Annotated in this window: 32 protein-coding genes and 1 pseudogene; 13 read left to right on the top strand and 20 right to left on the bottom strand. The window is 46.2% G+C overall.

Going from position 1 to position 25,438, the window contains the following annotated elements; translation table 11 throughout:
* Window positions 1-67 precede the first annotated feature (67 nt).
* The 3 genes from RIM23_RS18995 to RIM23_RS19005 form a co-directional block, all read right to left on the bottom strand.
* A complete protein-coding gene (locus RIM23_RS18995; protein WP_446368697.1) occupies window positions 68-877 on the bottom strand; it encodes a DUF1838 domain-containing protein in 810 nt (269 codons plus the stop codon).
* 355 nt (window positions 878-1,232) lie between these two features.
* A complete protein-coding gene (locus RIM23_RS19000; RefSeq protein ID WP_446368698.1) occupies window positions 1,233-2,051 on the bottom strand; it encodes a pentapeptide repeat-containing protein in 819 nt (272 codons plus the stop codon).
* A 350-nt stretch (window positions 2,052-2,401) separates the two neighbouring features.
* The gene (locus RIM23_RS19005) at window positions 2,402-3,901 is read right to left on the bottom strand and encodes a phytoene desaturase (protein ID WP_446368699.1); all 1,500 of its coding nucleotides are present in this window, start codon (window positions 3,899-3,901) and stop codon (window positions 2,402-2,404) included.
* Between the two features lie 155 nt (window positions 3,902-4,056).
* Here RIM23_RS19005 and RIM23_RS19010 point away from each other — a divergent pair, with 155 nt between their 5' ends.
* Both RIM23_RS19010 and hppD read left to right on the top strand, forming a co-directional pair.
* On the top strand, window positions 4,057-4,773 hold the full coding sequence (locus RIM23_RS19010) for an SDR family oxidoreductase (protein WP_446339652.1): 717 nt from the start codon (window positions 4,057-4,059) through the stop codon (window positions 4,771-4,773).
* A gap of 175 nt (window positions 4,774-4,948) precedes the next feature.
* Window positions 4,949-6,088: a 4-hydroxyphenylpyruvate dioxygenase gene (hppD, locus tag RIM23_RS19015; protein WP_446368700.1), complete on the top strand. Its 1,140-nt coding sequence runs from the start codon at window positions 4,949-4,951 to the stop codon at window positions 6,086-6,088.
* A 90-nt stretch (window positions 6,089-6,178) separates the two neighbouring features.
* Here hppD and RIM23_RS19020 read toward each other — a convergent pair whose 3' ends face one another.
* Window positions 6,179-6,805, bottom strand: coding sequence for a CPP1-like family protein (locus RIM23_RS19020; protein ID WP_446368701.1), 627 nt, complete (start codon window positions 6,803-6,805; stop codon window positions 6,179-6,181).
* A gap of 113 nt (window positions 6,806-6,918) precedes the next feature.
* Window positions 6,919-7,140 carry a hypothetical protein gene (locus RIM23_RS19025; protein ID WP_446368702.1) on the bottom strand — a complete coding sequence of 74 codons (222 nt, stop codon included), beginning with the start codon at window positions 7,138-7,140 and terminating at the stop codon, window positions 6,919-6,921.
* Between the two features lie 485 nt (window positions 7,141-7,625).
* Between RIM23_RS19025 and RIM23_RS19030 the strand changes: the two genes are divergently transcribed.
* Window positions 7,626-8,354 carry a response regulator transcription factor gene (locus RIM23_RS19030; RefSeq protein ID WP_446355939.1) on the top strand — a complete coding sequence of 243 codons (729 nt, stop codon included), beginning with the start codon at window positions 7,626-7,628 and terminating at the stop codon, window positions 8,352-8,354.
* A 340-nt stretch (window positions 8,355-8,694) separates the two neighbouring features.
* On the opposite strand, the gene RIM23_RS19035 is transcribed toward RIM23_RS19030, so the two are convergent.
* The gene (locus RIM23_RS19035) at window positions 8,695-8,982 is read right to left on the bottom strand and encodes a TatA/E family twin arginine-targeting protein translocase (protein ID WP_446339657.1); all 288 of its coding nucleotides are present in this window, start codon (window positions 8,980-8,982) and stop codon (window positions 8,695-8,697) included.
* Window positions 8,983-9,226: 244 nt separating this feature from the next.
* Window positions 9,227-9,430 carry a photosystem II reaction center phosphoprotein PsbH gene (gene psbH, locus RIM23_RS19040; protein WP_446339658.1) on the bottom strand — a complete coding sequence of 68 codons (204 nt, stop codon included), beginning with the start codon at window positions 9,428-9,430 and terminating at the stop codon, window positions 9,227-9,229.
* A gap of 84 nt (window positions 9,431-9,514) precedes the next feature.
* On the opposite strand from psbH, the gene psbN reads away from it, so the two are divergent.
* Window positions 9,515-9,646, top strand: coding sequence for a photosystem II reaction center protein PsbN (gene psbN / locus RIM23_RS19045; protein ID WP_446339659.1), 132 nt, complete (start codon window positions 9,515-9,517; stop codon window positions 9,644-9,646).
* Window positions 9,647-9,800: 154 nt separating this feature from the next.
* Complete coding sequence (locus RIM23_RS19050; protein ID WP_446339660.1) at window positions 9,801-10,031, top strand: DNA-directed RNA polymerase subunit omega; 231 nt, start codon at window positions 9,801-9,803, stop codon at window positions 10,029-10,031.
* 91 nt (window positions 10,032-10,122) lie between these two features.
* Here the strand turns inward: RIM23_RS19050 and RIM23_RS19055 are convergent, their stop codons facing one another.
* Window positions 10,123-10,254, bottom strand: coding sequence for a hypothetical protein (locus RIM23_RS19055; RefSeq protein WP_446368703.1), 132 nt, complete (start codon window positions 10,252-10,254; stop codon window positions 10,123-10,125).
* A gap of 11 nt (window positions 10,255-10,265) precedes the next feature.
* Here RIM23_RS19055 and RIM23_RS19060 point away from each other — a divergent pair, with 11 nt between their 5' ends.
* A complete protein-coding gene (locus RIM23_RS19060) occupies window positions 10,266-10,898 on the top strand; it encodes a hypothetical protein (RefSeq protein WP_446368704.1) in 633 nt (210 codons plus the stop codon).
* A gap of 96 nt (window positions 10,899-10,994) precedes the next feature.
* Here RIM23_RS19060 and RIM23_RS19065 read toward each other — a convergent pair whose 3' ends face one another.
* Together RIM23_RS19065 and purH are read right to left on the bottom strand one after the other, a co-directional pair.
* On the bottom strand, window positions 10,995-11,294 hold the full coding sequence (locus RIM23_RS19065; RefSeq protein ID WP_446368705.1) for a hypothetical protein: 300 nt from the start codon (window positions 11,292-11,294) through the stop codon (window positions 10,995-10,997).
* A gap of 353 nt (window positions 11,295-11,647) precedes the next feature.
* The gene (gene purH, locus RIM23_RS19070; protein ID WP_446368706.1) at window positions 11,648-13,210 is read right to left on the bottom strand and encodes a bifunctional phosphoribosylaminoimidazolecarboxamide formyltransferase/IMP cyclohydrolase; all 1,563 of its coding nucleotides are present in this window, start codon (window positions 13,208-13,210) and stop codon (window positions 11,648-11,650) included.
* Window positions 13,211-13,352: 142 nt separating this feature from the next.
* On the opposite strand from purH, the pseudogene RIM23_RS19075 reads away from it, so the two are divergent.
* A pseudogene (locus RIM23_RS19075) lies at window positions 13,353-13,436 on the top strand (zinc ribbon domain-containing protein); the annotation flags it as partial.
* A 15-nt stretch (window positions 13,437-13,451) separates the two neighbouring features.
* Here RIM23_RS19075 and psaJ read toward each other — a convergent pair.
* Both psaJ and RIM23_RS19085 read right to left on the bottom strand, forming a co-directional pair.
* On the bottom strand, window positions 13,452-13,580 hold the full coding sequence (psaJ, locus tag RIM23_RS19080) for a photosystem I reaction center subunit IX (protein WP_006099310.1): 129 nt from the start codon (window positions 13,578-13,580) through the stop codon (window positions 13,452-13,454).
* Between the two features lie 141 nt (window positions 13,581-13,721).
* Window positions 13,722-14,216, bottom strand: coding sequence for a Photosystem I reaction center subunit III (locus RIM23_RS19085; protein ID WP_446368707.1), 495 nt, complete (start codon window positions 14,214-14,216; stop codon window positions 13,722-13,724).
* Window positions 14,217-14,368: 152 nt separating this feature from the next.
* Between RIM23_RS19085 and tsaD the strand changes: the two genes are divergently transcribed.
* On the top strand, window positions 14,369-15,424 hold the full coding sequence (tsaD, locus tag RIM23_RS19090; protein ID WP_446368708.1) for a tRNA (adenosine(37)-N6)-threonylcarbamoyltransferase complex transferase subunit TsaD: 1,056 nt from the start codon (window positions 14,369-14,371) through the stop codon (window positions 15,422-15,424).
* 80 nt (window positions 15,425-15,504) lie between these two features.
* On the opposite strand, the gene RIM23_RS19095 is transcribed toward tsaD, so the two are convergent.
* The 3 genes from RIM23_RS19095 to RIM23_RS19105 all read right to left on the bottom strand — a co-directional run bounded on the left by RIM23_RS19095 (window position 15,505) and on the right by RIM23_RS19105 (window position 17,627).
* Window positions 15,505-16,278 carry a Uma2 family endonuclease gene (locus RIM23_RS19095; protein WP_446368709.1) on the bottom strand — a complete coding sequence of 258 codons (774 nt, stop codon included), beginning with the start codon at window positions 16,276-16,278 and terminating at the stop codon, window positions 15,505-15,507.
* A gap of 78 nt (window positions 16,279-16,356) precedes the next feature.
* Entirely contained in the window at window positions 16,357-17,283 is a 927-nt protein-coding gene (locus RIM23_RS19100) for a protein kinase domain-containing protein (protein ID WP_446368710.1), read from the bottom strand.
* Between the two features lie 131 nt (window positions 17,284-17,414).
* On the bottom strand, window positions 17,415-17,627 hold the full coding sequence (locus tag RIM23_RS19105; protein ID WP_446339693.1) for a helix-turn-helix domain-containing protein: 213 nt from the start codon (window positions 17,625-17,627) through the stop codon (window positions 17,415-17,417).
* A 119-nt stretch (window positions 17,628-17,746) separates the two neighbouring features.
* On the opposite strand from RIM23_RS19105, the gene RIM23_RS19110 reads away from it, so the two are divergent.
* The 3 genes from RIM23_RS19110 to RIM23_RS19120 are packed head-to-tail and all read left to right on the top strand — an operon-like array spanning window position 17,747 to window position 18,714.
* Window positions 17,747-18,217 carry a hypothetical protein gene (locus tag RIM23_RS19110; protein ID WP_446368711.1) on the top strand — a complete coding sequence of 157 codons (471 nt, stop codon included), beginning with the start codon at window positions 17,747-17,749 and terminating at the stop codon, window positions 18,215-18,217.
* A 36-nt stretch (window positions 18,218-18,253) separates the two neighbouring features.
* A complete protein-coding gene (locus tag RIM23_RS19115) occupies window positions 18,254-18,508 on the top strand; it encodes a hypothetical protein (RefSeq protein WP_446368712.1) in 255 nt (84 codons plus the stop codon).
* 2 nt (window positions 18,509-18,510) lie between these two features.
* A complete protein-coding gene (locus RIM23_RS19120) occupies window positions 18,511-18,714 on the top strand; it encodes a hypothetical protein (RefSeq protein ID WP_446368713.1) in 204 nt (67 codons plus the stop codon).
* A 102-nt stretch (window positions 18,715-18,816) separates the two neighbouring features.
* Here RIM23_RS19120 and RIM23_RS19125 read toward each other — a convergent pair whose 3' ends face one another.
* The 4 genes from RIM23_RS19125 to RIM23_RS19140 form a co-directional block, all read right to left on the bottom strand.
* Window positions 18,817-19,020: a DUF2949 domain-containing protein gene (locus RIM23_RS19125; protein WP_446368714.1), complete on the bottom strand. Its 204-nt coding sequence runs from the start codon at window positions 19,018-19,020 to the stop codon at window positions 18,817-18,819.
* A 209-nt stretch (window positions 19,021-19,229) separates the two neighbouring features.
* Entirely contained in the window at window positions 19,230-19,658 is a 429-nt protein-coding gene (locus RIM23_RS19130) for a DUF4178 domain-containing protein (protein WP_446368715.1), read from the bottom strand.
* 179 nt (window positions 19,659-19,837) lie between these two features.
* Entirely contained in the window at window positions 19,838-20,116 is a 279-nt protein-coding gene (locus tag RIM23_RS19135; protein ID WP_446368716.1) for a hypothetical protein, read from the bottom strand.
* A 7-nt stretch (window positions 20,117-20,123) separates the two neighbouring features.
* Entirely contained in the window at window positions 20,124-20,645 is a 522-nt protein-coding gene (locus tag RIM23_RS19140; RefSeq protein WP_446368717.1) for a hypothetical protein, read from the bottom strand.
* 282 nt (window positions 20,646-20,927) lie between these two features.
* Between RIM23_RS19140 and RIM23_RS19145 the strand changes: the two genes are divergently transcribed.
* A complete protein-coding gene (locus RIM23_RS19145) occupies window positions 20,928-21,392 on the top strand; it encodes a hypothetical protein (protein ID WP_446368718.1) in 465 nt (154 codons plus the stop codon).
* Window positions 21,393-21,409: 17 nt separating this feature from the next.
* Here RIM23_RS19145 and RIM23_RS19150 read toward each other — a convergent pair whose 3' ends face one another.
* Window positions 21,410-22,231 carry a tetratricopeptide repeat protein gene (locus RIM23_RS19150; RefSeq protein WP_446368724.1) on the bottom strand — a complete coding sequence of 274 codons (822 nt, stop codon included), beginning with the start codon at window positions 22,229-22,231 and terminating at the stop codon, window positions 21,410-21,412.
* Between the two features lie 553 nt (window positions 22,232-22,784).
* On the opposite strand from RIM23_RS19150, the gene RIM23_RS19155 reads away from it, so the two are divergent.
* The gene (locus RIM23_RS19155; protein WP_446368719.1) at window positions 22,785-24,845 is read left to right on the top strand and encodes an elongation factor G; all 2,061 of its coding nucleotides are present in this window, start codon (window positions 22,785-22,787) and stop codon (window positions 24,843-24,845) included.
* Window positions 24,846-25,438: the final 593 nt, after the last annotated feature.

Here is a 25,438-nt window from a genome sequence, read left to right on the forward strand (position 1 = left end):
GGGGAGAAGCATTGCGGATTGTTCGGGTCTACCGTTAAATTTTCGTCGCGAATGCTTTCAGATGATATTATTCTGTTTCCACAATTGGAAATCGCTCTCCCGATAGATACGCCTGAAAATGCTTTTGGAAATACGTCCACGATGTCATATCATCATCCTCATCTAATGGCGGCTGAGGAGCATTTTTATAGACAGGAACGCGAATATTAATTTCATTCTGGAGTAATTCGGGTAATTCCGTAAAATCATTCACTTTAACCCCTCGACCACTATAGATAAGCTGTCCACGTTGATCACCCATTTTCATCCAAGGTACCCAAGGTCCGATTCTATCCCAACTGAGAAAGAGTTTAGAAACGGACTTTAAGTCTGGATTATGTAAATCCTCTGTAGGAACCGTAAGTTTAAACAGTTCAGCCGCTTGATAGGTTTCTTGGGGACTGTATGCGGCAAATTGAGGCTCGTTGGCTAAAGGGTTGGGGTAATTGGGAAATAAATCAAACCAGAAGGTTGTCATATCCTTATTTACCTCCGCCGGAAATTTACCTTTTAGATAACCTTGTACCGGATTATTTGCCACATGAACAACGGTTAAGGTTTCTCCCGTCCAAGGATTGTCCCACTGATGCAGGATATCTCCGGTTTCGGGGTCAAGATAATAGGTAAGTTCTCGTGAAGTAAAATTCCAACTTTCTTCATCGGCGGGAATACAGCGGCTGACACTCATTCCCAGCATATTAAACAATTTTTTTCGCCGTTCTCCGGGAATAAAGGCATAGATAGAACCTGACCAACTGAGAAAGCTTTGTTCTCCATCTAGAGAACTCCGCAGTTTCACAAAATATTTAACATCAAATTCTTGGATTGAACTACTCATATAACGTTTTACTCATCCCTTACAAATGATTGACAAAACCAGAACATTGACAGTCGGACGATTGTTAACTGTTCAAGGTGTGGGTATGGAGAACCCTCTTGATCTAGCATACAGGTTAACCTATCTGGGCAGATTCTGGACGAGTTAAAGCGCCTTGGGTTTCAACCCAAAGAACCCAAGCTCAAGTCGTCTAAAGACGAGTGCATAAAAGTTTTAGTCCATTTTAATGGACTTTAGCTATAAGCCAAGAACTTGAGTTCTTGGCGGGTGTCGGGGTTTACTGATAAAGGTGAAAGTGAATGAAAATGGAGTATTCAGCACAAACAGATAGTTAGATAAATTTTCATGGGTCTGATTACTCATGAATTCTGCCATCGGGTAAAATAGCCCCCGATAAAATAGCTCCCGTTAATTTAACGAGCAATCGGTCGGCTGTCCCCACTTTAGCGCCCCGCAAATCTGCACCACTTAAATCTGCACCACTTAAATCCGCACCAATTAAATTAGCATCTCGTAAATTTGCCTGAACTAAACAGGCTTGAAATAAGTTAGCGCGAAAAAGATTGGCTCCTTCTAAATTTGCACCACTGAAATTTACATTATGTAAAAAAGCATCTGTCAGGTTAGCCTGACTGAGATTGGCATTACTAAGATTGCGTCCAGATAGGTCTTTTTCTTTGAGATCAACTCCCTGAAAATTAGCACCACTGAGATCAGGATGCGATCGCGGGCGCTGGGATTGCGATCGCGTTCTGGGTTGGTAGTCATTCTTAGCTGGGGAGGGTGGTTGCTTCGGTTCTGTTGATTGAGAGGAACTCCTAGCTGGGGAGGGTGGTTGCTTCGGTTCTGTTGATTGAGAGTAACGCCGCGATTGAGTCGGTTCTTCTCGGGGCGATCGCGCACGGTAATAATAGGTATTTGCAGCAGGCTTGCGTGGCGGTGAGGATGGGGGTTTGGGCGTTTTGGGTTTGTGCGATCGCAGTTCGTCTCGCGCTTGGTTTATTTCTTTGAGTTTGTCCTCAGCTTTCTGGCGCAAGCGCTGATTCTCCTCCGGTACCCGATCCGGATGCCAAATAAATGCCAAGTCTTTGTAGGCTTGGTTCACTTCTTCTAGGGAGGCTCCGGGTTCTAGTCCCAGTATTCTGTAGTAGTGGTCTAAATTGTTAGATGACATTGCCGTTTAGCGCCTGTTGAGCCGTTAGCACAAGGTTGGAGAACAGATCACAGTGAATGCGATCGCTCCTTCTATATTCTGTCGGGTCATACTGAGATCTTGCACCAGTTTTGACATCCTCACCGTCCTTATAGGACGGTGATTCCCTACCAGTCAAACAGTGTTAACTGATTGTACTCTCGGTGGGGTCATAGGCTTTGTTTAGGCTGGGTTAGCAGGTGTGTTACGATTCGCTCTCCTCACGATGACGACGTGGCACACCTAAATTGATTGATTACCTTGTAGGGGCGCACCGACGTGCGCCCACACCGATGTGCGCCCAGAAAACCAGTCAAATCTATTCCACCATTTTAGCTGTGCCACGCCACTACCATTTGGCTTGCCGTTTCTTCAATCAGCCGCGCTGCAATTTTTCCCGAACTCATCACCCCTGGTAATCCCGCACCCGGATGGGTTCCCGCCCCCACAAAATAGAGATTCGGAATATCCTCACTCCGATTATGAGGACGAAACCACGCCGACTGTGTGAGAGTCGGTTCCACGGAAAAGGCACTCCCTAAATAACTATTTAATGTATCGCGAAAATGCAACGGATCAATATAATGTTCTGTAACAATATGCTTGGATAAATCGGGTAAATAATGCTGTTCCAAATACTTAATAATCTTATCTCGATACGGTTTCGCCATCACCGTCCAGTCTGTTTGACTCCCCAAATGGGGAACAGGCGATAACACATACCAACAATCACATCCAGGTGGTGCTAAAGATGGATCAGTCGCCGTAGGATGATGCAAATACAACGCAAAATCTTCCGCAAGCTGTTGACGTCCAAAAATATCCCGCATCAATTCCCGATACCGAGTCCCCATCAAGATTTCATGGTGTGCCATGTCGGGATACTGACGATTTGTGCCAAAATACAGCACAAATAAGGACATAGAATAGCGCATCTTTTTAACGCGACGGTCATTATATTTGCGGCGAAATTTCTGGGGAATTAAATTCAAGTAAGTAAACGCCACATCAGCATTACTTACCACCACATCTGCCTTCAGCACCTCTCCCCCATCTAATCTTACTCCTGTGGCTCGTTTCGTGGTTTCATCCACCACAATTTCCGTCACCGATTGATTTAGCAACAGTTGACCCCCAAGTTCCTGAAACAATTGCACCAGCGCCTGGACTAATGCGCCCGTTCCTCCCATAGGGAACCAAATCCCAAACGCCTGTTCTAACTTGTGAATCATGGCGTAGATAGCCGTACTCTGAAACGGATTTCCACCAATTAATAGGGGATGAAAACTAAAAACTTGCCGCAATCGTTCATCTTGAATGTACTGATTAACAAACCCAGCGACGGATTTATACGTCTGTAACTGAATCAAATCTGGAGCCACTTTCAACATATCGGTGAAGCGACTAAAAGACTGCTCCATCAACGGCAATCCTTTCTCAAAAATAGCGTTTGCTGCTTTGGCAAAGCGTTGATACCCTGCTACATCGGCTGGATTAAAAGCGCGAATTTGTTCAATTAGAGCGTCGGCGGAATTATTGTAGTGAAAGACTGACCCATCAGGAAAGCGGACGTTATAAAAGGGTTCAAGGGGGACAAGTTTGACATAATCGGCAGTTTTCTTTCCAGCTAGGGCAAATAACTCGTCGATTAAATGTGGCACTGTAATAATCGTGGGACCCCCATCAAAGGTAAACCCCTGCTGTTGGTAAACATAGGCACGCCCCCCGGCGCGATCGCGCTTTTCCACAATCGTCACCCGATGACCCCCAGCACTTAACCGAATCGCCGCCGATAGACTCCCAAATCCGCTACCAATGACCACAATATCCATAATCTAGCTCTTTATAAGTTTTCAGGAAGCAGGAGTTGTAGAGACGTGCCATGGCACGTCTGGGAGCAGGGGGAGATGAGTACATACAACAAATGACCAATGACAACGGACAAACCGCTCTATCATAGGTAAAGTGTAAAGAAATGTAAAATTATATGCCAGATAAAGTTATTGTGGTCGTCGGTGCCACAGGGGGTATTGGCTCGGCTGTAACCCACCAATTAGCAAAAGAGGGAGCAAATTTAGTCCTCGCCGCCAGACAGAGCGATCGCTTAGCCGCTTTAGTGTCCCAACTCCCCATGACTAATTTAGAGCAAGTCTTAAATGTACCAACCGATATCACCGATCCAGCCCAGGTGGAAACGCTTATGCACAAGGCGGTTGACAAGTTTGGTCAGATTGACGTACTCGTCAATGCGGCGGGGGCAGGAATTCTTAAACAGTACAACAAAATTACATCGGCTGACCTAGACGCGATGCTGGACTTAAATCTCAAAGGTAGCTTCTATACCTGTCAAGCCGCCGCCGAAGTGATGAAAAGTCAAAAATCCGGTCATATCTGTAATATCGTCGGCATTTTGGGCAAACATTCCATGGCAATGGCATCAGCGTACTGCGCCTCGAAGTTTGGCGTTGTCGGGTTTAGCAAATGTATGGCAGATGAATTAAAGCGTTTTGGGATTAAGTTTACACTCTTTTACTTTGGCGGTGTGGATTCACCCTTCTGGGATAATGTCAGCTTAAAAGTGGATCGCAAGAAGATGCTCACGCCGGAAACAGCCGCTAATGCCGTTCTGTTTGCTCTGAACGCTGAAGAGCAAGCAGTACCGATGGAAATCAACATTCAGCCGGAAAGCCATCTATTCTTTTAACGAGGGCGTGCTGAAGAAGTATTGTGGCGAAGGGAGGGAACAGAAGATAGAGAAGATGGGGGAGTAAACGAAGGACAAATGACAAATAACAAATGGCTCTCCCTTAAGAATGACCTGAAATTCCGCAAAAAACGGCAAAATTGACAACCAGGTAAGCTGCCGGATGGGATAAGCCATGAAAATCGATCACATTCACTTTTACGTTAAAGATGCGCTAGCCTCCCGCGCTTGGTTTGTCGAGCAGATGGGCTTTCAATCTGTGGCATCGGGGGCGAGTTGTCACACAAGCACGACAGTGGTGAAGAGTGGGGCAATTTATTTTGTCCTGTCGTCTGCGATCGCGCCGAATAGTCCCGTTGCCCAGTTTCTGCACCAGCATCCTCCAGGTGTTGCTGATATTGCCTTTAACGTTTCCAACATGGAATATGTTATGGAACGACTGCTCAAACGCGGCGCTAAGGTCTTACAACCCCTTCAAACTCGCAAGTATGAGGATAGTTACATAAAATGGGGTAAAGTCGCCGCCTGGGGCGATATGACTCATACTCTGGTTGAACGCCATAGCTTTGATTCCATTCCCTACTTTCCTGTACAGGTAGACTGGTTGAGTTCAACACCCAACAATCAGACGCGCCAGGGCGCATCTGTACAAACTCAACAATCAACACTCAACAGTTCCCCAATTGAGGAGTTTACCCATATCGATCACGTTGTCCTGAATGTGGCGGCAGGGGATTTGGCGAAAGCGGTTCAGTGGTATCAGCAGGTGTTGGACTTCCAACCACAGCAGGTGTTTACTATCCAGACGGAAAAATCTGGCTTATGCTCTCAGGTTATGGTGCATCCGGTGACAGGGACACAATTGCCCATTAATGAACCGACATCAGCGAATTCTCAAATTCAGGAATTTCTGGATGTGAATGGAGGAGCCGGAGTCCAGCATATTGCCTTAGCTACGAGAGATATTGTAGGTGCGATCGCGCAACGACGCCGCCAAGGTATGTCCTTCATCAACGTTCCCCCCAGTTATTACAAGATAGTCCGCGATCGCAATCCGGGCTATAATTTCTCGATGGCGGAATGGGACGCGATCGCCCAGCAGCAAATTTTAGTAGATTGGCAAGCCAAATCCCCTCAAGCGTTGCTTCTACAAACCTTTACCCAACCTATTTTCGCCGAACCCACCTTCTTTTTTGAGTTCATAGAACGGCGATGGGGGGCAAAAGGGTTTGGTGAGGGGAATTTCCGCGCTTTGTTTGAGGCGATAGAGAGGGAGCAGATGAAACGGGGTTGTTTGTCGATTGAAAAGAGTTGATCAGTATTTTTTTAATCAGGAACAGGGAATAAGGAAATTGAGGACAAGGGAGTTGCTGAATCTCTACCTTGTCTTCTCCTATTCCCCCTTTCATCGCAGGAAGCTGCTAATCAGCCAGAACAAGACAAAGGTTACCAATGAGGCAAATTTCTCAATGGTCAAACCCATGTCGATAAGCAGTGACTCCAACGCTCCTCCCAGAACTGTTCCTAATGCTACACCGAGCAGCAAACCGACTAGGGTCAGTAAGACAGCCCGACCAAATTGTTGTTCTTTGCGATTGAGGAAATAAATTGTACCGCCAAACCCCAAGGCGACAGCCAAGGTAAGAATTGACGCTTCCGGATAAAACAAAGTCAGACCACTCAATCCCAAGAACACAACCGTTGGTGCAACAAGATCACTCCTCGTCGGGGTATCTAAAAGTCGTTGTAGCCAAGCCGGAGAGGAATTGCCTGAGGGTGGGCTCAAACCCAAAGAAGTTTGTGGGACTTTTTCTCGTTCCGGAAAACGAATGCGTTCTGGAACCTTGATTTTTCCTTCTTGGCGCATTCTGAGGCGATCCATAATAATCGCATCATAAGCCGCCTCTACCGACTCTATGAGCTTAGGTTCGCCGCGATGCTGCTGCATCAAGCGTCCTTTAGCATCCTGAATTTCATCAAAGGAAGCATCTTCTGTGACCCCAAGTTTTTCGTAGGGATTTTGATCGCTCATTCAAAACCTCCGAGATATCCCTTTTTTTCACTGGTATATCGTGAAGTACCCCAACCTGCTTCGCTTTTGTTGGGGCTTCTAACGCCCTCACATTAGCTAAAACAGTGACGGTCTTATTCGTCTTCGAGATTTCCCGTCTCATCCGCCGATGCCACGTTGGGTACTTTCAAAAGCGCAGAAAGTCCAGAACTGAATCCGGTGATGGTCTTACTCAGCGTCCACAGGCAGCCGCCCGTCTTCCACAGGCAGTAATTTTGTTTTGTCCCTTGAACGCGGTTTTTAGTTGGAGTTCCAACCAATGTTTTTAGCTTATCAGCTAGGGTGAGGCTATCCATTCCCACCGTGAAGACAGATGGGGACTTCCGCCGATTTTTTTAAGACTCTACACTGGTTATTATGATAGACATCGATACTCTCAACCGGGCTGCACCCAACAGGTAACAGTCTGGTTACGTACCAAGTGTCATGCTAACTCCCTTGCAAGCTAGTGTAGCCTGTTCTTTGCAAACAAGTCCTCTGGACAGAAAAATTTGTTGAAGCAAGCCCAAGTGATGCCAGATCTGCCAAAAGCGGTTATGCTATTGGGCGGCTGCCCTATTTTCCCACTTGGGTAACGATGCCAAACGCTATTGGCATCCCTGAGTTCTCTGGCGATAATTGACTTAAAGGCTGACTACGCTATTGATGTCACAAAAATCTATACCCTGATTCCTGATCCAGTTACGCTAGAAGAGTATTGACTAAAATGCTCAAGACATCCTAGTGGTGAATAGGTGTGCATCTTATCTCAATCCCTGAAATTAGTTCTCCGTGGAAATTTATGACCATGGTCTCCGCCAAAATTCTTGTCGTGGACGACGACCCGGCAATCCGCAATTTAATCATTCGCTTTTTGAGCAAAAAGAACTATCAAATGGAGTCGGCACAGGATGGTAAGACGGCTTTAGCCGCATTTAAACAATTCAACCCAGACTTAGTGATTCTGGATGTAAATTTGCCGGATACCCTTGGCTACAACCTTTGCCGGGACATGCAAAACATCAATGATGTTTTTGTTCTCTTTCTCACTAGTCGCGGTGAACCCGCTGACAAAAACCAAGGGTTCAAACAAGGTGGTGATGACTATCTCACCAAGCCCTTCGATTTAATGGAACTCGAAAATCGAGTTGGGGCGATTTTGAGACGTAAGCGAGAAATTACGCCGACTGACCAGCAGCGCCTTGTTTACAATCACTTGACGATTGATCCCACACGTCGGGAGGTGACCCTTCACGACCAACTCGTCCCTTTGACCGCTCTAGAGTTCGATTTGTTACATTTCTTAGCGTCTCATCCGGGTCAAGTCCTGCGCCGCTCTGAATTGATTCAGGAAGTGTGGGAATACGACTATGTTGGAGACCAACGAGTTGTTGACGTTCATATTGGGCAAATTCGCAAAAAGATCGAAATCGATGCGAGTGACCCAAAATTAATCCAAACGATTCGGGGAGTTGGGTACAAGTTTGAGGCACCCAACACTGAGCAAAATAATGGGCAACGGTCTTTATGAACAACTGACACCAAGCTCGCGCCATGGTGTCAGCTTTTGGCTTCATCAGGAATTACTTGATCATGGACTACCCATGATTAGGTCTTACAGCTAATCACCCTTCTCTCAGCAGCCGTCCGGATGCCCAAGACCGATATAATTTTGAGCGCTTACCCATCTGATATTGGTCGCCGTATTCCTCCCTCTTTTAGGGTAAGTGCCACAGTTAGGACAAATGGCTGTCCTGACATTTTGTGGCATTTTAGGTATTGACAAATGGACACCGCTAGGGAAACATCAGTCAGTCAAGACTAACACTCCGTCTTCACGTTCAGCGAAAACGTTCAGTGAAAAATAATTGTTAGCCAGCTTGAGACGGAGTCGCGGCGTGATTATCGTTATCTGTTGAATCAGTTTCAGGAGTAGCTTTCTGCTGAGTTTCAGACAGTGCTGGTGTTTTCGTCGCTTGTTCTAACTGTTGAGCCTCACGCTTAAATTCCGATTCAAATTCTCTAGATGCATCTTGAAAGCCGCGAATGGCTTTGCCTAGACTCCGACCAATCTCCGGCAACTTTTTCGGTCCGAATACTAATAGCGCCACAATCAAAATCAGCGCCATTTCCGGTAAACCAATCCCAAAAACGTTCATTTCATAACCTCCTGATGTACCGAGACCTGTGTCTATTGTGTCTCAAATCTAAAGTCTAACGCTTCACAGATAACCCTCTCCCCACTGAAAAGCACAGAGGGAGAGGGTATCAATGGTTCATATCTGATTAGAGAAAAGTTTATGGCTATGAACCCTATAGCCTGTTTGGTGCTTCGCAAATACCATGTCGCTGGCTTGGAGGAGAAAGTTGGGGGAGAAAGAGTACAATCAACACCAACATGACCTATTGACCTAAGCTTTTCCAATCCACATTGATGTTCTCCAGCAACAGCGAGGAGTTGTATAACTGCAAGATAATTAGCAAGAAAACGAAGAATAAGAGCATGAACACCGCCATCAAAGGCGTTGTTCCCCAACCGGGAGCCACTTTACCATATTCAGAGTTCAGGGGTTTGAGAATATCTCCTAACCACGTCCGTTGTGCCATGGGTCACCTATGATTAATTTCGATCACGTTTTGTAATGTTCTGTAATATTATAGAGGAAGAAGACTAATCTATAGAGACCCACCATGGAACCTGCAATAGTTCTTAGCATTTCAGTCGCTGTAATTCTGATCGTCGTCACCGCCTTCTCAATCTACACAGCCTTTGGTCCGCCTTCGGCTCAATTGAGTGATCCCTTTGAAGACCACGAGGACTAAGCGTTGACAATCCTTGCTTGGGTTGCCCACTTGGATTAGAAGATGGGGGCATTCTGGCTGGGCTTCGCCCTGCTGCGCTCACACAGGCAGTCATGGGTCAAGAATGCTAGACTTATAACTTGCGACTTTAGGATAAGAAACGGAATAAAAAGCTATGCTGCATCGGCGTTACCAGTTGGATTACAGTCAAATTATGCACCGAGCAGAGGAGCTAGTCAACGCGGCTTCTAATCGCTATCGGATTACGGTGCAAGTGGCAAATCGGGCAAAGCGCCGTCGCTACGAAGATTTTGAAAATCTCGACGACCCAATGATGAAGCCTGTACTGCGGGCAATTATTGAGATGTCTGATGAACTGACCCAACCAGAAATAATTGGGGATTAAAGGCGGGCGCCGGGGAAGCTGGGCAAGTTTGGGGAGTAACTTTTATGGCGACAGCTATATCATCCCGGACTTTTCACGGGAAGTCTAAAAACTATTGTAGAGACGCGCCATGGCGCGTCTGGGCGGGTTTAGTTACATCAGGTTGCAACCAAAAAGTTGTAGAGACGTTGCCTGCAACGTCTCTACTAACGTTGCGCCACATACCGTGAAAGTCAGATATCATCCCTATTCACTATGTTCCAACTGAAACACAAAGGTAAGGCGACACGCTTCGTTGTGCTGTTTACCCTTACCTTTGTAATGAGTATCGGCTTGTGCTGGGGCAAAGTGGGAGTTAGGACTATCCCCATTTTGTCAATTATAGGTTCCCAACCCGTCAACGCCCAATTAATTAGACCTGACGATACTTGGCGTCAAGTTTACGAGCGATTGCCTGATTTCCCACAAGAGAACCAGTATGTCAGTAATGAAACGGGTGAAGTCAATTTAGAGAGTACATTGGCAAGTCGTCTGATTCGTTATCACTTGTACGAGAAAAGACGTCTTCCTAATTACCGATTTGATTGGAAGCTGACCCTTGCTGACTATCTTGGGGCTAATGAGTCTATAAATGAATCTGTGTATCCCAGTAGTAACACGTTAAGGGAAAATCCGATGGCAGGCGATCGCGCGGCGATAGAAAAGCTGACTCGCCAGCAGCGAGAGGATTTGATTGACGTTTTGGTTAGCATTTTTAATCCCAATCGTCCCGATACCCAAATTTCAATACCCAGCCAGCAGTCTTCGCCACCCTCCACTCCTACTCGCCCATCTAAGCCACGATTACCTCAACCTGGGGATGCCGATTTACTGAAAATCAATTTTTGACATTGCCGTTTAGCACCTGTTGAGCCGTTAGCACCAGGTTCGGGAATAGAGGCGAGTGAATGCTATCGCTCCCTCTATTCTGCCATTTGCTATCGTTTAAGGGACTAACCAATTCTCAAGGTGTAAATTTTGGATATTGACAAAATGACGCATATTATCAAAATCTATCGGTTCACCCAAGTCAGCATGGCGTTCTCTATCAATCTGAGCAAAAATGTCTCCGATTTCTTGATCATCCTTCCATGCACCAATAATGGCTTGTAGCTGTTGCCAATTGGAGTCAGGGTTCGATAAAGTAGTATCAGGAATCTCAATAAAAATTTCCACGCCATTAGGCACGGGAAGTTCTTGAAATAGCTCTATGGTTTTGCCGCGTATAATTCCTTTAACTTTCATAGGAGATTGTTGTGGTAATTTCTATTGCACTATTGTAGCTTTATCCAGGTGGGTTCGTCGTCAAGGCTTTACCCCTAAAAAATTGTGGGCGAGTTTTCAACACTCTATTAAGTAGGGTAGTGCAATGCCCACCCTACTCAACGTGGGAGTTGATGGAGATTGAGGCATTGCCAGATTATCAGGAGGTGGTGAGGCGAAATTTTGAGGAGTTGGCGGCTTAAGCTATCAAAATAATGATATGTCACGTTTTTTTGACAATACCGGAAAAGCATTTCTATACGAGAAGCTCAAAACCTAATACCTAATACCTCATCTCAACTACCATGTCCCGCTTTAAATTTATAGCCTGTTAGTTAATGCAAAAAGTGACGTATACCCGTAAGTACCATCACTAAACCCAATTCATTCGCCGCCTGAATCGAATCCTTATCCCGTAAACTTCCCCCAGGTTGTACGATCGCGTCTATTCCAGCATCAGCCGATGTGCGTACTGAGTCATCAAAGGGGAAGAATCCATCACTGGCGAGAATACCTCCTTTGGCTTTTTCCCCAGCTTGTTCTAAAGCAATTTTCACCGCGCCTACCCGATTCATTTGACCGGCGCCAATTCCTAAGGTGGTGCGATCGCGAGTTACGACAATGGCATTAGATTTAACGTGTTTACACACCTTCCAGGCAAATAATAATTCCTCTAGTTGATCAGGAGTCGGTTGCTTTTCGGTGACAATTTCCCAGTCGTCGGGGTTATCTACTGCATCATCCGACGCTTGCACCAGTAACCCACCAGCAATAACCTTTACAGTTTGCTTGGGACCTTTTTGCAACTCAGGTAGCAATAAAACTCTTAACTTCAATTTTTTCGCCAGAATCTCTTTGGCGTCGGGTTCGCACTCCGGTGCGACTACACATTCTAAGAAGGTTTGGGTTAACGCCCCGGCTGTAGACATATCAATCGGATGGTTCAAGGCGACAATACCGCCAAAAGCAGAAACGGGATCAGCATGTAAGGCTTTTTCGTAAGCTTCAAACAGCGTACCTCCCAACGCCACACCACAGGGATTGGTATGCTTGAGGACGACGGCGGCGGGTAAATCCGTAAATTCAGTAATAATCCGCCGTGCGGCTTCTAAATCCACTAGGTTATTGTAACTGAGTTCTTTTCCTTGCAGCTTAGTTGCAGCTGTCCATCCAGTGGGAGTGGTTCCAGTTTGATACCAGGTTGCTGATTGATGAGGATTTTCCCCGTAGCGTAGGGATTGCACTTGCTTTCCAGAGAGGACAAAATCTTGGGGAAGGGATGGTGCTTCCTGGGTTGCGTCGAGGGGTTCCTGAGTTTTGCCTAGGTAGGACGCGATCGCGCGATCATAATCACCTGTATGAGAAAATGCTTCTATCGCACAAGATTGGCGGAATTCTAGGGACGGTTGATGCTCATGCTGGCGTAATTGTTCTAGATAGGTTTCATACTGGCTAGGGTTACACAAAACCGTTAGATGGGCATAATTCTTTGCTGACGCCCGTAGCATCGCAGGTCCGCCAATATCGATATTCTCGATCGCCTCTGATAACGTCACATCCGGTTTCGCGATCGTCTCCTCAAAGGGATACAAATTCACCACCACCAAATCAATGGGTAGAATCTGGTGGGCTGTCATTTGTTCCACATCTTCCGCCACATCGCGCCGTCCCAGAATACCACCATGAATCCGGGGATGCAGAGTTTTTACTCTACCCCCTAAAATTTCGGGAAATTCTGTATAATCAGATACTTTAGTTACGGGTAAATCAGCCTCTTGCAGGGCTTTGGCGGTTCCCCCACTACTCATTAAGGCAAAGTCAAATTCTGTAACTAACTGACGGGCAAACTCAACCAGTCCGGTTTTATCGGATACACTCAGCAGGGCTAAACGTGCCATAACTTTTCTCGATCACAATCTTCTTTAGGATATCTGGGCTTGGGGAAGTTTTGACCCTTCACTTCGTTTGGGGAACCTGGTTTGTCGGGGCGGGTTTCACTATTATCATTTGTTTCCCGCCCTGATGTTAATAAACCCGCCCTTTGCCGACTGCTCAATACGTTTGTACTGGGATGAGAATCTAAAAATATGGGTTGATAGAGACATAAATGCCGCTATCAACCTATACCCACCAGTCAGCTTAAGGCATCGGATGGAATAGCAAATCAGGGAAAAAGCGGTTAAATTCAATCAAAATTCCGGCGGTAATGGTTAACCAAACAGCAATTAACACCGGGGCTAAGGAAAGATACTTGAGAAAATACTGCATCAAACTTCTCCTGAACGTGATAGGTGATAGGTAAGTCAATCAATCGTGTAACTAGAGATTTGGGTCGCTATGATGTTAGTCCCCCGAAATGACGGAAAATTCTACACCATCAGATCCTATCTCCAGTTGCCAATTTCTAGATTAGCGAGGGGATACAGGAATCTCACCTTCTTTGGCATACAGTTTGCCAGAGAGGGCTTCTTGCAGGGCGGCTAGGGGCCAAACAAAACCAAAGAGCATTTTATTAATTGCCAAAGGCACGTCGATGATAATTTCTTTTTCTTCGGGATTCTTCTCGGCTTGAATCGCTTGTAAATAGGAGCGACCAACCCAGCCAATCCAGCCAGCCATATACAAAAAGAGAATGCTAGGAATGGTAAAGTCGCCAGCCCGACTGAAGCGACCATCCGCAATCAAGTGGGGCAGTCCATCATCACCGCAGAGGGCTTGAGAATAACGCTCAAAGCGTTTTTGCCCGGAATTGGGGTCATCGGTGGTCGCACGGGCGTTCTTCGCTCGTTGCTGAAATGCGGGTGACTCACTACAGGGTGTGAGATGGCCAAAATCAGCCAAGGCTGGAGTGACAAAGCTAAACCAGAGGGTAACGGCGAAAAGTAGAGCCAACAATCGTCGCATAGAATTGTTTCCTTTTGTTACAAAATCAAAAGTTTTATGTACAAAACCCAGAAAGGATTTGTACACTCCAGCAATATTACTCTGACAGGTTGAACAGAGTAAAGTTAAGTTAATTAAAATGTAAATTGAGTTTTTCATTCAGGTGAGGAGCAATGGCTTGTGTTTTAGCCATAGAAACCAGTTGTGATGAAACCGCCGTGGCGGTGGTGGAGGATCGCACCTGTTGTAGTAATGTTGTGGCATCTCAGATTCCGGTGCATCAACCTTATGGTGGGATTGTGCCGGAAGTGGCGTCGCGATCGCATCTGGAAATGATTAATACCGCGATCGCCCAAGCCTTAGCCGAAGCGAACCTGGGCTGGGAGGCGATTGATGGGATAGCCGCTACCTGTGCGCCCGGTTTGGTGGGTTCGCTGTTGATGGGGTTAACGGCGGCGAAAACCCTGGCTATGGTTCATAATAAGCCGTTTCTGGGAGTGCATCACTTAGAAGGTCATATTTACGCCACCTATCTGATTGAACCCGAACTCGCACCCCCATTTTTGTGTTTATTGGTGTCTGGGGGTCATACGAGTTTAATTTATGTTAAGGACTGTGGCGTCTATGAAATGCTGGGTTCCACTCGTGATGATGCGGCGGGTGAGGCGTTTGATAAAGTAGCGCGATTGTTACACTTGGGTTATCCCGGCGGTCCGGCGATTGATCGTTTAGCCAAGCAAGGAAATCCTCACGCCTTTGGGTTACCCGAAGGGAGGGTATCTCGTCCCAGTGGAGGGTATCACCCTTATGATTCCAGTTTTAGTGGGTTGAAGACGGCTGTCTTGCGATTAGTGCAACAATTAGAGCAAGAAGGGGATGAATTACCCGTGAATGATATTGCGGCTTCTTTCCAGGAAACCGTGGCGCGATCGCTCACCAAACGGGCGGTTAATTGCGCGATCGATTATGGGTTAACCACAATTGCTGTGGGGGGTGGTGTTGCGGCAAATAGTGGATTGAGACAGCACCTACAAGCGGCGGCGTCAGCTCACAATTTGCGCGTTCTTTTCCCACCGATTAAGTATTGTACAGATAATGCTGCCATGATTGGTTGTGCAGCGGCGGATCACCTTAATCGGGGACATACCTCTCCTTTAACCATTGGTGTGCAGTCACGGCTACCGATTACCAAGGTGATGGAATTGTACCAAAACTCAACAGGCGATTAGGACAAAGGAAGGCGCTGAAACCTTGACTGATCAAGGTTTCCGTTATTTTGTTCTGGGGTGAAATGCTACGAAACACCAGCTTATAAATCGGGTTCAATTCCTGCGGCTCGCAATTGTGCAGCTAATCGCTCGGCTCTCTGACGTTCTTGGTCTAATTGAGATTGAACCTGTTCGGCTTGTTCATGACCCGTTAACAATAAATTACCGTCAGAATCCCACCAACGCAACCACGGTAATTCTGTATTCTGATATCGACCTTGCCAAATTCCTAATTCAACACCTAACGGTGAAATCGGATAATGACCCCGTTCATTTGCGGTTACTAATTGATACTGACCTGCAACTAAACAATAAACCTCAACACTGGCGCGGTTCACTTCATAAATGCCGTAATACGCTGGACGAATTATCCGTTCATATATCCAGAATTTGCCCGGTTTTTCTGCTCCCGGTTCTTGAGTTCGGGATAAAGGAGTATTATCTCGTTCCTGTGAGCCATCTCCTGAGACAAATTCTAAAACAATCAGAGGTGGAATTAATTCTTGCCACAATACATAAGAACGCCGTATTTGACCATTTAGCGTAGGCGGTACATTGGGGACATAAAACCAGTCCGGTGCTTCGGCTCCTTTTTCGGGTGGGTCAGTTAAACGCCAGTAAATCCCGCAATCTTGACCAATACAATATTGCCCATCTGGATGGTATCGTTGCAGTACAGATGTGATGGAATCGGTTAAGAGAATACTTTGGGGATGCTCCTGAAAGTTTTTCACAAATGTGCCATCAGATTCTGGTAATTGAGTATGGTCAGGTAGGGTTTTGGTAAAGGTTGGAGGGTTAGCTGTAGAAGTCATTGGAATCTGGGGATAACAGCTCTAATTTTATCGTAGTATTGATTAAGTGTGATTAGTCATTGGAGTGCGATCGTACATTCAGGGTGAAACCTCTTGTGTACCAGAGCTGCACGCAAGTTTTCCATTTTTATAGATTGGTTCAGGAGGAGGTGTGTCCAGAGACTTTGACTCACATAAAATTGACAGTGTTATTGGTTCATCAATCTTTGATAATTCTCTAACAACTACAGCCCCGACATAGCTCTTGAGCTTATTATTACGAGATATTCCATAATTAAATACACCCTGAATATCGGTTTTAGTATTTGAATTACTAATACCTAAAGCAAATCCTAATTTTCCGATGCTTTTATTTAGCAGGCTTTCAGGTTGTTTTATGGTTGATATATGACTCGAATATATGTACTGTTTAGTGTTGTTTATAAGTAGACTTAATTCATGTTTTGACTTTGAATATTTTCCGTTTTCAAGAAAATATTTTTGCTGCTCACGATTCATCATAAGTTCTTTAGCAATACCAAAATCAATTAAAACAGCTTCCGCTTTTCCGTCGCGAACATGGCGAATAATATTACCCGGTTTCACATCCCGATGAATCAAACCATCCCGATGCACCTCAATCAGCGCCTCACCAATTTGCTGAATATAATTGAGGGCTTCGGCTTCTGGGAGCATTTTCTGGGCGCGGTAGGCTAAACTCATCCCATCCACATAATCCATGACAATGCACCACCGTTTCCCGTCTTTAAAAAGTTCTCGGACTTTGACAATATGAGGATGATTACAACCATTGAGTTTTACCGCTTCCTGACAAAACTTGGTTTCCAGTCGGTTTTGTTCTTGTGGGGTGAGGGAGTTGAGGAGTGCATCATTCAAGGTTTTGATTACCCAGCGACAATTGTCTCTATCCTTTACCAGATAGGTAATCCCCAAACGCCCTTGTCCCAGTTGTCTTTCTAGGATGTACTTACCGTTATAAAGTGCATCCCCTGTCGCCCAAACCATGGTTTGCCCTTCTGAAAACTTATGTCAATTTTGACACAGTATGTTAGGAGGAGTGGCACTGACTTCAGGTTGGTGGGCAATGCCCACCCTACGGTATATCAACGGTTGCAGCGATCCAAAACGGCTTGTTTCTACTCCTCTAAAATCTCAACCAAATCCTCAATCATCACATCAAACGTGCGAGCTAACTTATAGAGGGCAGTATAATCTACCATTGACAACTCGGAACGACGGGCATAACTTCTCACCGTACTGTAAATTACACCAGAACGGTCGGACACTTCCTTCAACGTCCATCCCTTCTCTTGTGCAAGTTCTCGAATCTTTAGCCTAACTAACCCCATCCTTGACAAATGATGCAGTTGCATCCTTTAATGAGAGAACCTGAAAAAGCGATCGCCCTCTAGCCTAGAAAACTGTGGAGCAATCGCACCAATGCCCCATTAAATGGGAAGTATCTTCTATGTTATCAACACATACCACAAAAACGCCCACCTTTGAAGAGTCAAAACTAAATTACAAGTCGTCCACCCGTCATCCCTTAGCACGATTCGTCACCGTCGAGACAGTTTCCTTGCTGTTTAACCGCTCTCCCGACGAGATTTATCGCATCGAATGCTGGCAACATATTGTTTATGTTCACGGTAAAGGGTTGAGCCGATTTGTCAGCTATGCCGATTTTCCACCAATCCTGGAAGCCGAATCTCCCACCCCTCAAGATATAGTGCGTTGGCGCAAGCGCTGGAAGTCTCGAATTGCCCCTGAATTTTGGACAACATTCTATGGATACCAATTCAACCGAGCAACGAGTGAATCGCAGTTGCTAGCTTGGGGACAATTCGTTGCCCTGATCAAAGGATTGCTATCAACAGCCGCCCTACAACACTTGCGCCAACGGTATCAGCTAGAACAATATTGGTGGCGTCACTTTTGACGGCTGAATCTGGCTCAACTCAAGGAGAACAAAACCATGATAGATCAATCTGCGATCGCGTCAACCTTAACCCTTTTAGAAAAAGGGAGATTCTATGGAGATTTCGCTCCATATATCCCAGTTAGCTGGGCTTCCATCCTCCCGCCCTTTCTTTGTGAAATCTTTCCTGGCTTGTGGTTAAAACAATCCGCCTTACTCGCTGGAGATTTAACCAAGGTATTGGAAATCATCCAACAGGGGATAGCCACAGCAGAACATCAGATGTTTGTTAAGTCCTTATCGAGGGAGTAATCATGGGACGAAAAGCGAAACTAAAACAACTTCGACGCCAAAGTCAAGGACAAGAACAGTTGCCAACGTCAACACAACCAACCCACTTTGAGTCAACCCAATTCGTGCAACAACTTCAAGTTGAAGGCTATAAGCTTGATCAAGCACAGCATTCTCCAGACGTGCCATTGCCAAAGCCGTTAAAAAAACCCAATCCCCAGTTATAAGTATTTACAGCCAAACTTTAGGGTGCGTTACGTTTCGCTAACGCACCAATCAATCCTTAATTAACATAGCAGTATCAAGGCAGGTTAAAATCTAAAGAGGACTTACAGAGTAAGCTGTGCCGTTTCCAACCAATCAAAAATTCGGTCTAATTGCTCCAGTGAAATGAGTCCGTACTGCCATAGAGTCATTGGTAATAGATTAGGACTCTCCTCCTGATGGCGTAAGGCTAAGGAAATCGCTGACGATGGAATCGCTAACTCCTCTCGTAAGAAGTGAATAAACTTGTCGAGTGCGGTAGATTTCATGGTTTTGGGTGTGGGGTACTTGGCGTCGGTAGTAGTAAGGTACACTTAACGGGGATCAAAAAGCCTCACCCATTAGAGTTATTCTTAGGAGTCACAATTCGTTAAATTTTTTTGCTGTAATAAAACTTAACCCATTTGATCTGCCTGAGTTTGATTAGAGGTTGAGAGATAGTGTCCTACCTAACTGAAGAATCGATTACTAAAAGCGCTTAAGTGCCATACAACCGTTGACCTGTCCCCGGAAGAAGACTCAGCATTCTCGGATTAATACGCTCTCCCACGGTGACTTCAATCCTACCATCCCATTCTTCAATCGAGAGAACCTGATGATCCGCTCCTTCATAATCAAAATATCGACAACGTTCTGCTGTGCGGCGCAACGTTGTACCCGTGCGCGTCATTTGAGCCACGCCAGATTCTACACAGCGATAGATGTCACCGCTAAAGTTTAGCTGCTTGGGGGGTTCTCCACTCACTTCTAACTGCTGCGTTGGCTCTAATAATGCCACTTCTACTCGGTCATCTTCATCCACAGAAAGCCAGCAAATACGCTCTCCATCTTGCAATAAATACTCATACCAAGCATAGTCGCCTACATTATAAGTCAGTTGCCCTTCCACTACCCAATCTGTCCCCATGTATTGGACAATATCACCAACTTCCAGGGTAAAAACGGTAGGTTTTGCAGAGGTAAACGCCGACTTTCACCTAGTCCTGATCAAAGTCCCCGTTGCTGAAGAACTAGCAAAACAACAGCAGTAGCAATAATTACAATAATTCCAATCCAAACAAATACCATCATCTGACGTATGACTGACTACTTATGGAGAAGGGTGTTTATCTTGGGGATAATCCGATAAAGGATATGGGCGAATGTGAACAACCTCGACGGGAACCAGAGTGCGGTTGCGATCGCGACTTTCCCAGAAAAGGGTGTGGCAATGATCGCCATAATCCCTAGAATTCCCGAACCAATTAAACCTGACCACAAATAGCGCGTATCAACAACCCCATTTTCCACTCTCACCTTAAATCCCACGGGTTGTTCGAGTTCTTGTCCAGAGGTATTGCCATAGTCCAACACGGCAATTGCCACGGTTATCTCACACTCCCCACCATAAGAGTCCACCCACTAATACGGCAATAACAACCAGAGCCACCCAGATAAATTGATTATCTTTGGTATTAACTTGACTCATATCGATCGCCTCTGGTTCAATTTGTCTTTTTGAACTGGGATTGCTTCTACTCACCCCGCTACCCCGACGATCTATGGGATCACTTTCAGAAATAGCACCTAAATCGGGAATCTTGGTCATCCATTCCTCAGGTCGCTTGAGCTGGGGGGCTTGTAGGATGTAGAGTAAGCTGGTAGACTGTTTGCGAATATCCAGATCAGGATGTTTTGTCAGTTGCTGACCTAACGCGATCGCGTCAGTTTGTTGTCCGGCTGCATCATAAGCTGTAACAAGCCACATTTGCGCCTCTCCCCCTAAACGAGAATTGCGGTTAATCAAAGCGCAGGCTTTTTCGAGGTGCTTCACCGCAGCGCGATAGTCACCCCGCTCAAAGGTAGCTTTTCCAGTTTGGTATTCGATGCGGAATTGTTCTTTGTCATTGGTCATTGGTCATTGGTCAAAAACTTGACATCATCGAGACACTGATTCGTGCCATTGGGTGAAGTTAGATCTGGCTCTAGGCTTATATCTTGAAATTACACGAAAACCTGAAGGAATTAAAGCGCTAAGGAACTAACAGTTCAATCTGACTTCACTTACGCTGAGACTGACAGCCGGATTCACTGGGATAGTTACACTGGTAAGGGAACAGGATCGCCGGATACAAGATAAATTTTTGCGCTTCACTGAATCGCTGAATGGCTACGTAACATATTTTGAGGTAAAACGATGCTGAAATTTTCTCTCCGACAACGCCGTTGGCTGAACATCATGCTCACGCCTTTAACCGTGGGAGTGGCTTGGATGATAGTGGGGGATAGCGCTGTAGAGGCTAGACCGATTCAGTCATCGCGCTGTACTTCGGTGATTTACGGTAGCCCCATTCCATCACCAATACCCATGAATCGGGTCACAGGTCAACCTTGTGCCTTTTCCTCTGAAGGTTCATCCTATCGCAACTATCGCGATCGCGACTATACTCGATATCAAGAGCCGATTCGGGGAACCATTCGTGATTCTACGCTAATTAACCCCACAATTATCAATTCGACTATTTCGGATTCTATCTTGGTTGATCCTGTGATTATTGATACAACTCGGTCTGCCAGACACCGATCTCGCTCAGGTAGAGTCCGCATCCACAGCTTAGATCTGATTGATCGCTCTTCGGGAATCCAGATTCGTATTCGATAAGGTGCAGCAAGCCCTAGCTAACGGTTAAGATCGCGAGTTTGCTCCAACAGTTGTTCAGCAAAGGCTGACCACTGAGCGTTACCTTGAGTCTGATAAAGGTCTCTAGCATATTCTAGAACTTGCTGGGCATCGCTGAATCGATTTTGGCGCAGAAAGACTAAACCTGCCCCATAATAAGCATTGGCATAGTTAGAGTTACTTTCAGCAGATTGGCGGAAGGCTTCTAGCGCTCCATCTAAATCTCCCTGTTCAAATAAAATTGACCCTATATTATAGTAAGCTTCTGGATATTGGGGGCTGATTTTGATGGCTTGCTCAAATGCGGCTTTAGCCTGATCAAGCTGTCCCTGTCGCAAATAAACCAGTCCTAAATGATAAGTAGGTTCTGGCGCATTGCGGCTCAACTGCATCGCTTTCTGGAACGCCGCGATCGCAACCTCATATTCTCCCAATTCAGACAGCACTAACCCATAATTATAGTGGGCGACCCCCAACTCCGGATCAAGTTCAATTGCTCGTCTCAAAGCATCCCGTGCTTGGGGCAAATTCTTCCCTTCTAACAACGCTGCGCCTAAATTCGCGTAAGCTAGAGCAAACTTGGCATCGATCTGAGTCGCTTGGTAAAATGCATCGGCGGCTGCTTGTAATTGTCCGGCTTGACGCAAGGCTAATCCTAAATTATAGTGCGCTGGGGCAAGCTGGGGGTTGAGTTGTGCCGCTTGACGAAATGCCGCGATCGCTTGGGTTACATTCCCTTGCTGAATTAACCTCAATCCCTGGTTTAGCTGTTCTAGTGCAGCGGGTTGGGTTGGCTTCAGGGGAGGGATAGATTGAGCCAGATCATGAGCACCTTGTGTCTGCAATAGGAATGCAGGCTTGTATGTAGAGACGTGCCATGGCGCGTCTGGGTTCAGGGAAACTCTGCCCACCTGCTCTGATGCTAGGGAAGGATGAGCCGCAACTGGATCAATGCTAATACTCAGCAACAGTAAGCTCACGTTAAGCCTCAAGGATTTGAAACCTTTCCTCCGGCTTTTCTGGTTTCCCCATTCAGCTACCATTATCCAAAAATGTTAAAAAAATGTTAAATTGACTTATCTTATGAATTATACATTAGGGCAACAGATATGGCTATGAAAATTAGCACTCATTGATATCTAGCAATGTTACTTAACTTTAACGGTAATTTTCCTGACCCAACCTCGCCAGAATTATCAAATTGAGGACAGAACGCGCTAATTTGATAAACAGAGAGTTGATCATCTGCTCAGCCAAACGATAAATGCCACAGATGGGCAGATTAAGAGGTGAACCAATCGCTGAATTGAGAGAGCAGACAAGACTTCACTCCCTTAACCAATCACCGAATTACCGTTAGTCCGGGGGAAAATTATGAACCAAAACGCTGTAACCGCCATCCGTAATGTGGCAATTGTGGGTCCTTATTTGAGTGGTAAAACCAGCCTGTTAGAAAGTTTGTTGTTCGTTACTGGGGCAACATCTCGCAAAGGAAGCATCAAAGATGGAAACACGGTAGGGGATGCGATCGCCGAAGCTCGCGATCGCACGATGACGGTGGAGATTAATGTCGCCAGTACCGAATACGAGGGTATTCGCTTTAACTGGATTGACTGTCCGGGTTCGATTGAGTTTGCAATAGAAACCTATAATGCTCTGATGGGTGTCGATGCCGCCGTTGTCGTCTGCGAACCAACCAGCGATCGCGTGCTGATGCTCGCCCCCTTGTTCAAGTTCCTAGATGACTGGAAAATCCCCCACCTCGTCTTTGTCAACAAAATCGATCAACTCTCCTGTGACGGGGGAGCCTGCGGTCAACCCTATCGCCAGATTTTAGACGCCTTGAAAGGGGTATCCTCCCGCCCGATCATTCCCCACCAGTACCCGATTGGCAAAGGAGAACAGCTAATCGGGTTTATTGATTTAGTCACAGAACAAGCTTTTCATTATCATACAGGCGCTCCAGCAGACCCCATACCCCTGCCCGACTCCCTCAAAGACGCCGAACACGCCGCACGGGAAGAAATGCTGGAAGCGTTGGCAGATTTTGATGACCACTTACTCGAAGAACTCTTAGAGGAAATTGAACCGCCCCAAGAGGAAATTGTCAAGGATTTGAAAATGGAATTAGGGGCGGATTTAATTGTGCCTGTATTTATGGGTGTCGCCGAACAAGATTATGGAGTGCGCCACCTGATTGACGCCCTATTACGGGAAGCCCCCACCCCAGAAGCCACGGCTCTTCGTCGGGGGTTAACGGGTAAAGGTGGCGCAACGGTAGCGCAGGTACTGAAAACCTATTACACCCCCCAAGGAGGCAAACTTTCTCTAGCGCGGGTTTGGGCAGGTCAACTCACCGATGGTGCGGTTCTCAATGGGGTTCGGGCTGGTGGACTATACCATATCTTTGGTCAGCAACAACAGTCTACCCCAGAGGCAAAGGCAGGTGATATTGTCGCGATCGGACGATTAGAAGGGATTCACACCGGTGACACCCTGAGTACAGACGAGAAGGGGGCAAAAGAATTACCGAAAGCCCCAGCAATGAAACCCGTCTATGGCTTAGCGATTACTGCCGAACAGCGCAAAGATGAAGTTAAACTCAGTGGGGCGCTGACGAAGCTTTTAGAAGAAGATCCGTCATTAGCTTGGGAACAACATGAGGATACCCATGAAATTATCCTCTGGGGACAAGGTGAAATTCACCTGCAAGTGGCATTAGACCGACTGCGGCGCAAATATAATTTGCCGATGAATACTCATCTCCCTCGGATTCCTTACAAAGAAACGATTCGTAAATCCACCTCATCCCACGGGCGATATAAGCACCAAAGTGGGGGTCATGGGCAATTTGGGGATGTGTACCTGGATATTAAGCCCATGGAGCGCGGTGAAGGCTTTAGCTTCTCGGAAACGATTGTCGGTGGAGTGGTGCCAAAACAGTATATTCCGGGTGTTGAGACGGGGGTGCGGGAGTATTTGTCCCAAGGTCCTTTGGGATTCCCTGTCGTCGATGTAGAAGTCACCTTAACCAATGGATCTTACCATTCCGTTGATAGTTCGGAACAGGCGTTTAAACAAGCCGCACGAGTGGCAATGACGGAAGGAATGCCCAAGTGTAATCCGGTACTGTTGGAACCGATTATGGCAATTCAGGTATCTGCGCCAACGGAATTTACCTCGAAAGCGCTGCAACTGATATCCGGGCGTCGGGGACAAATTCTCAACTATGAACCGGTTTCGGGTTGGAATGGATGGGATCGTATTTCTGGGTATTTGCCTCAGGCGGAGATGCATGACTTTATCATCGAGTTGCGATCGCTCACCTTAGGGATTGGCTTCTTTAACTGGGAGTATGATCATCTCCAGGAAGTTCCGGGTAAGTTAGCTGATACTGTTCTCGCGACTACAGGGAATGGGAATGGCAACGGCTAGCCCGGATTGTAGAGACGTTCCGTTGGCGCGTCTAGGCTGTTGACTCATGACTCATTGACGAGTATCAAACACTCGTTGACGAGTATCAAACACTCGTTGACGAGTATCAAACACTCATTCACGAGTATCAAACACTCATCGGCGAGTATCAAACACTCATCGGCGAGTATCAAACACTCATTCACGAGTATCAAACACTCATCGGCGAGTATCAAACACTCATCGGCGAGTATCAAACACTCATCGGCGAGTATCAAACACTCATTCACGAGTATCAAACACTCATTCACGAGTATCAAACACTCATTCACGAGTATCAAACACTCATCGGCGAGTATCAAACACTCATTCACGAGTATCAAACACTCATCGGCGAGTATCAAACACTCATCGACGAGTATCAAACACTCATTCACCATGAGTGGGCGCACATCGGTATGATAAAGCACACGCCGTTCTACAACACTTGGACAAAGCTAGACAAAATTGGATCTTGTTAGACATTATCCGGATTGCTTCCTGTTTCACTCGCTTCGGTGTCGGCACTCAACCAGTCCACAGGCTTAAAATCGGACGGAACTCGCCCTACTCAA

The sequence above is a fragment of the Coleofasciculus sp. G3-WIS-01 genome, assembly GCF_040223135.1.
In the GTDB taxonomy this organism is placed as follows: Bacteria; Cyanobacteriota; Cyanobacteriia; order Cyanobacteriales; family Coleofasciculaceae; genus Coleofasciculus.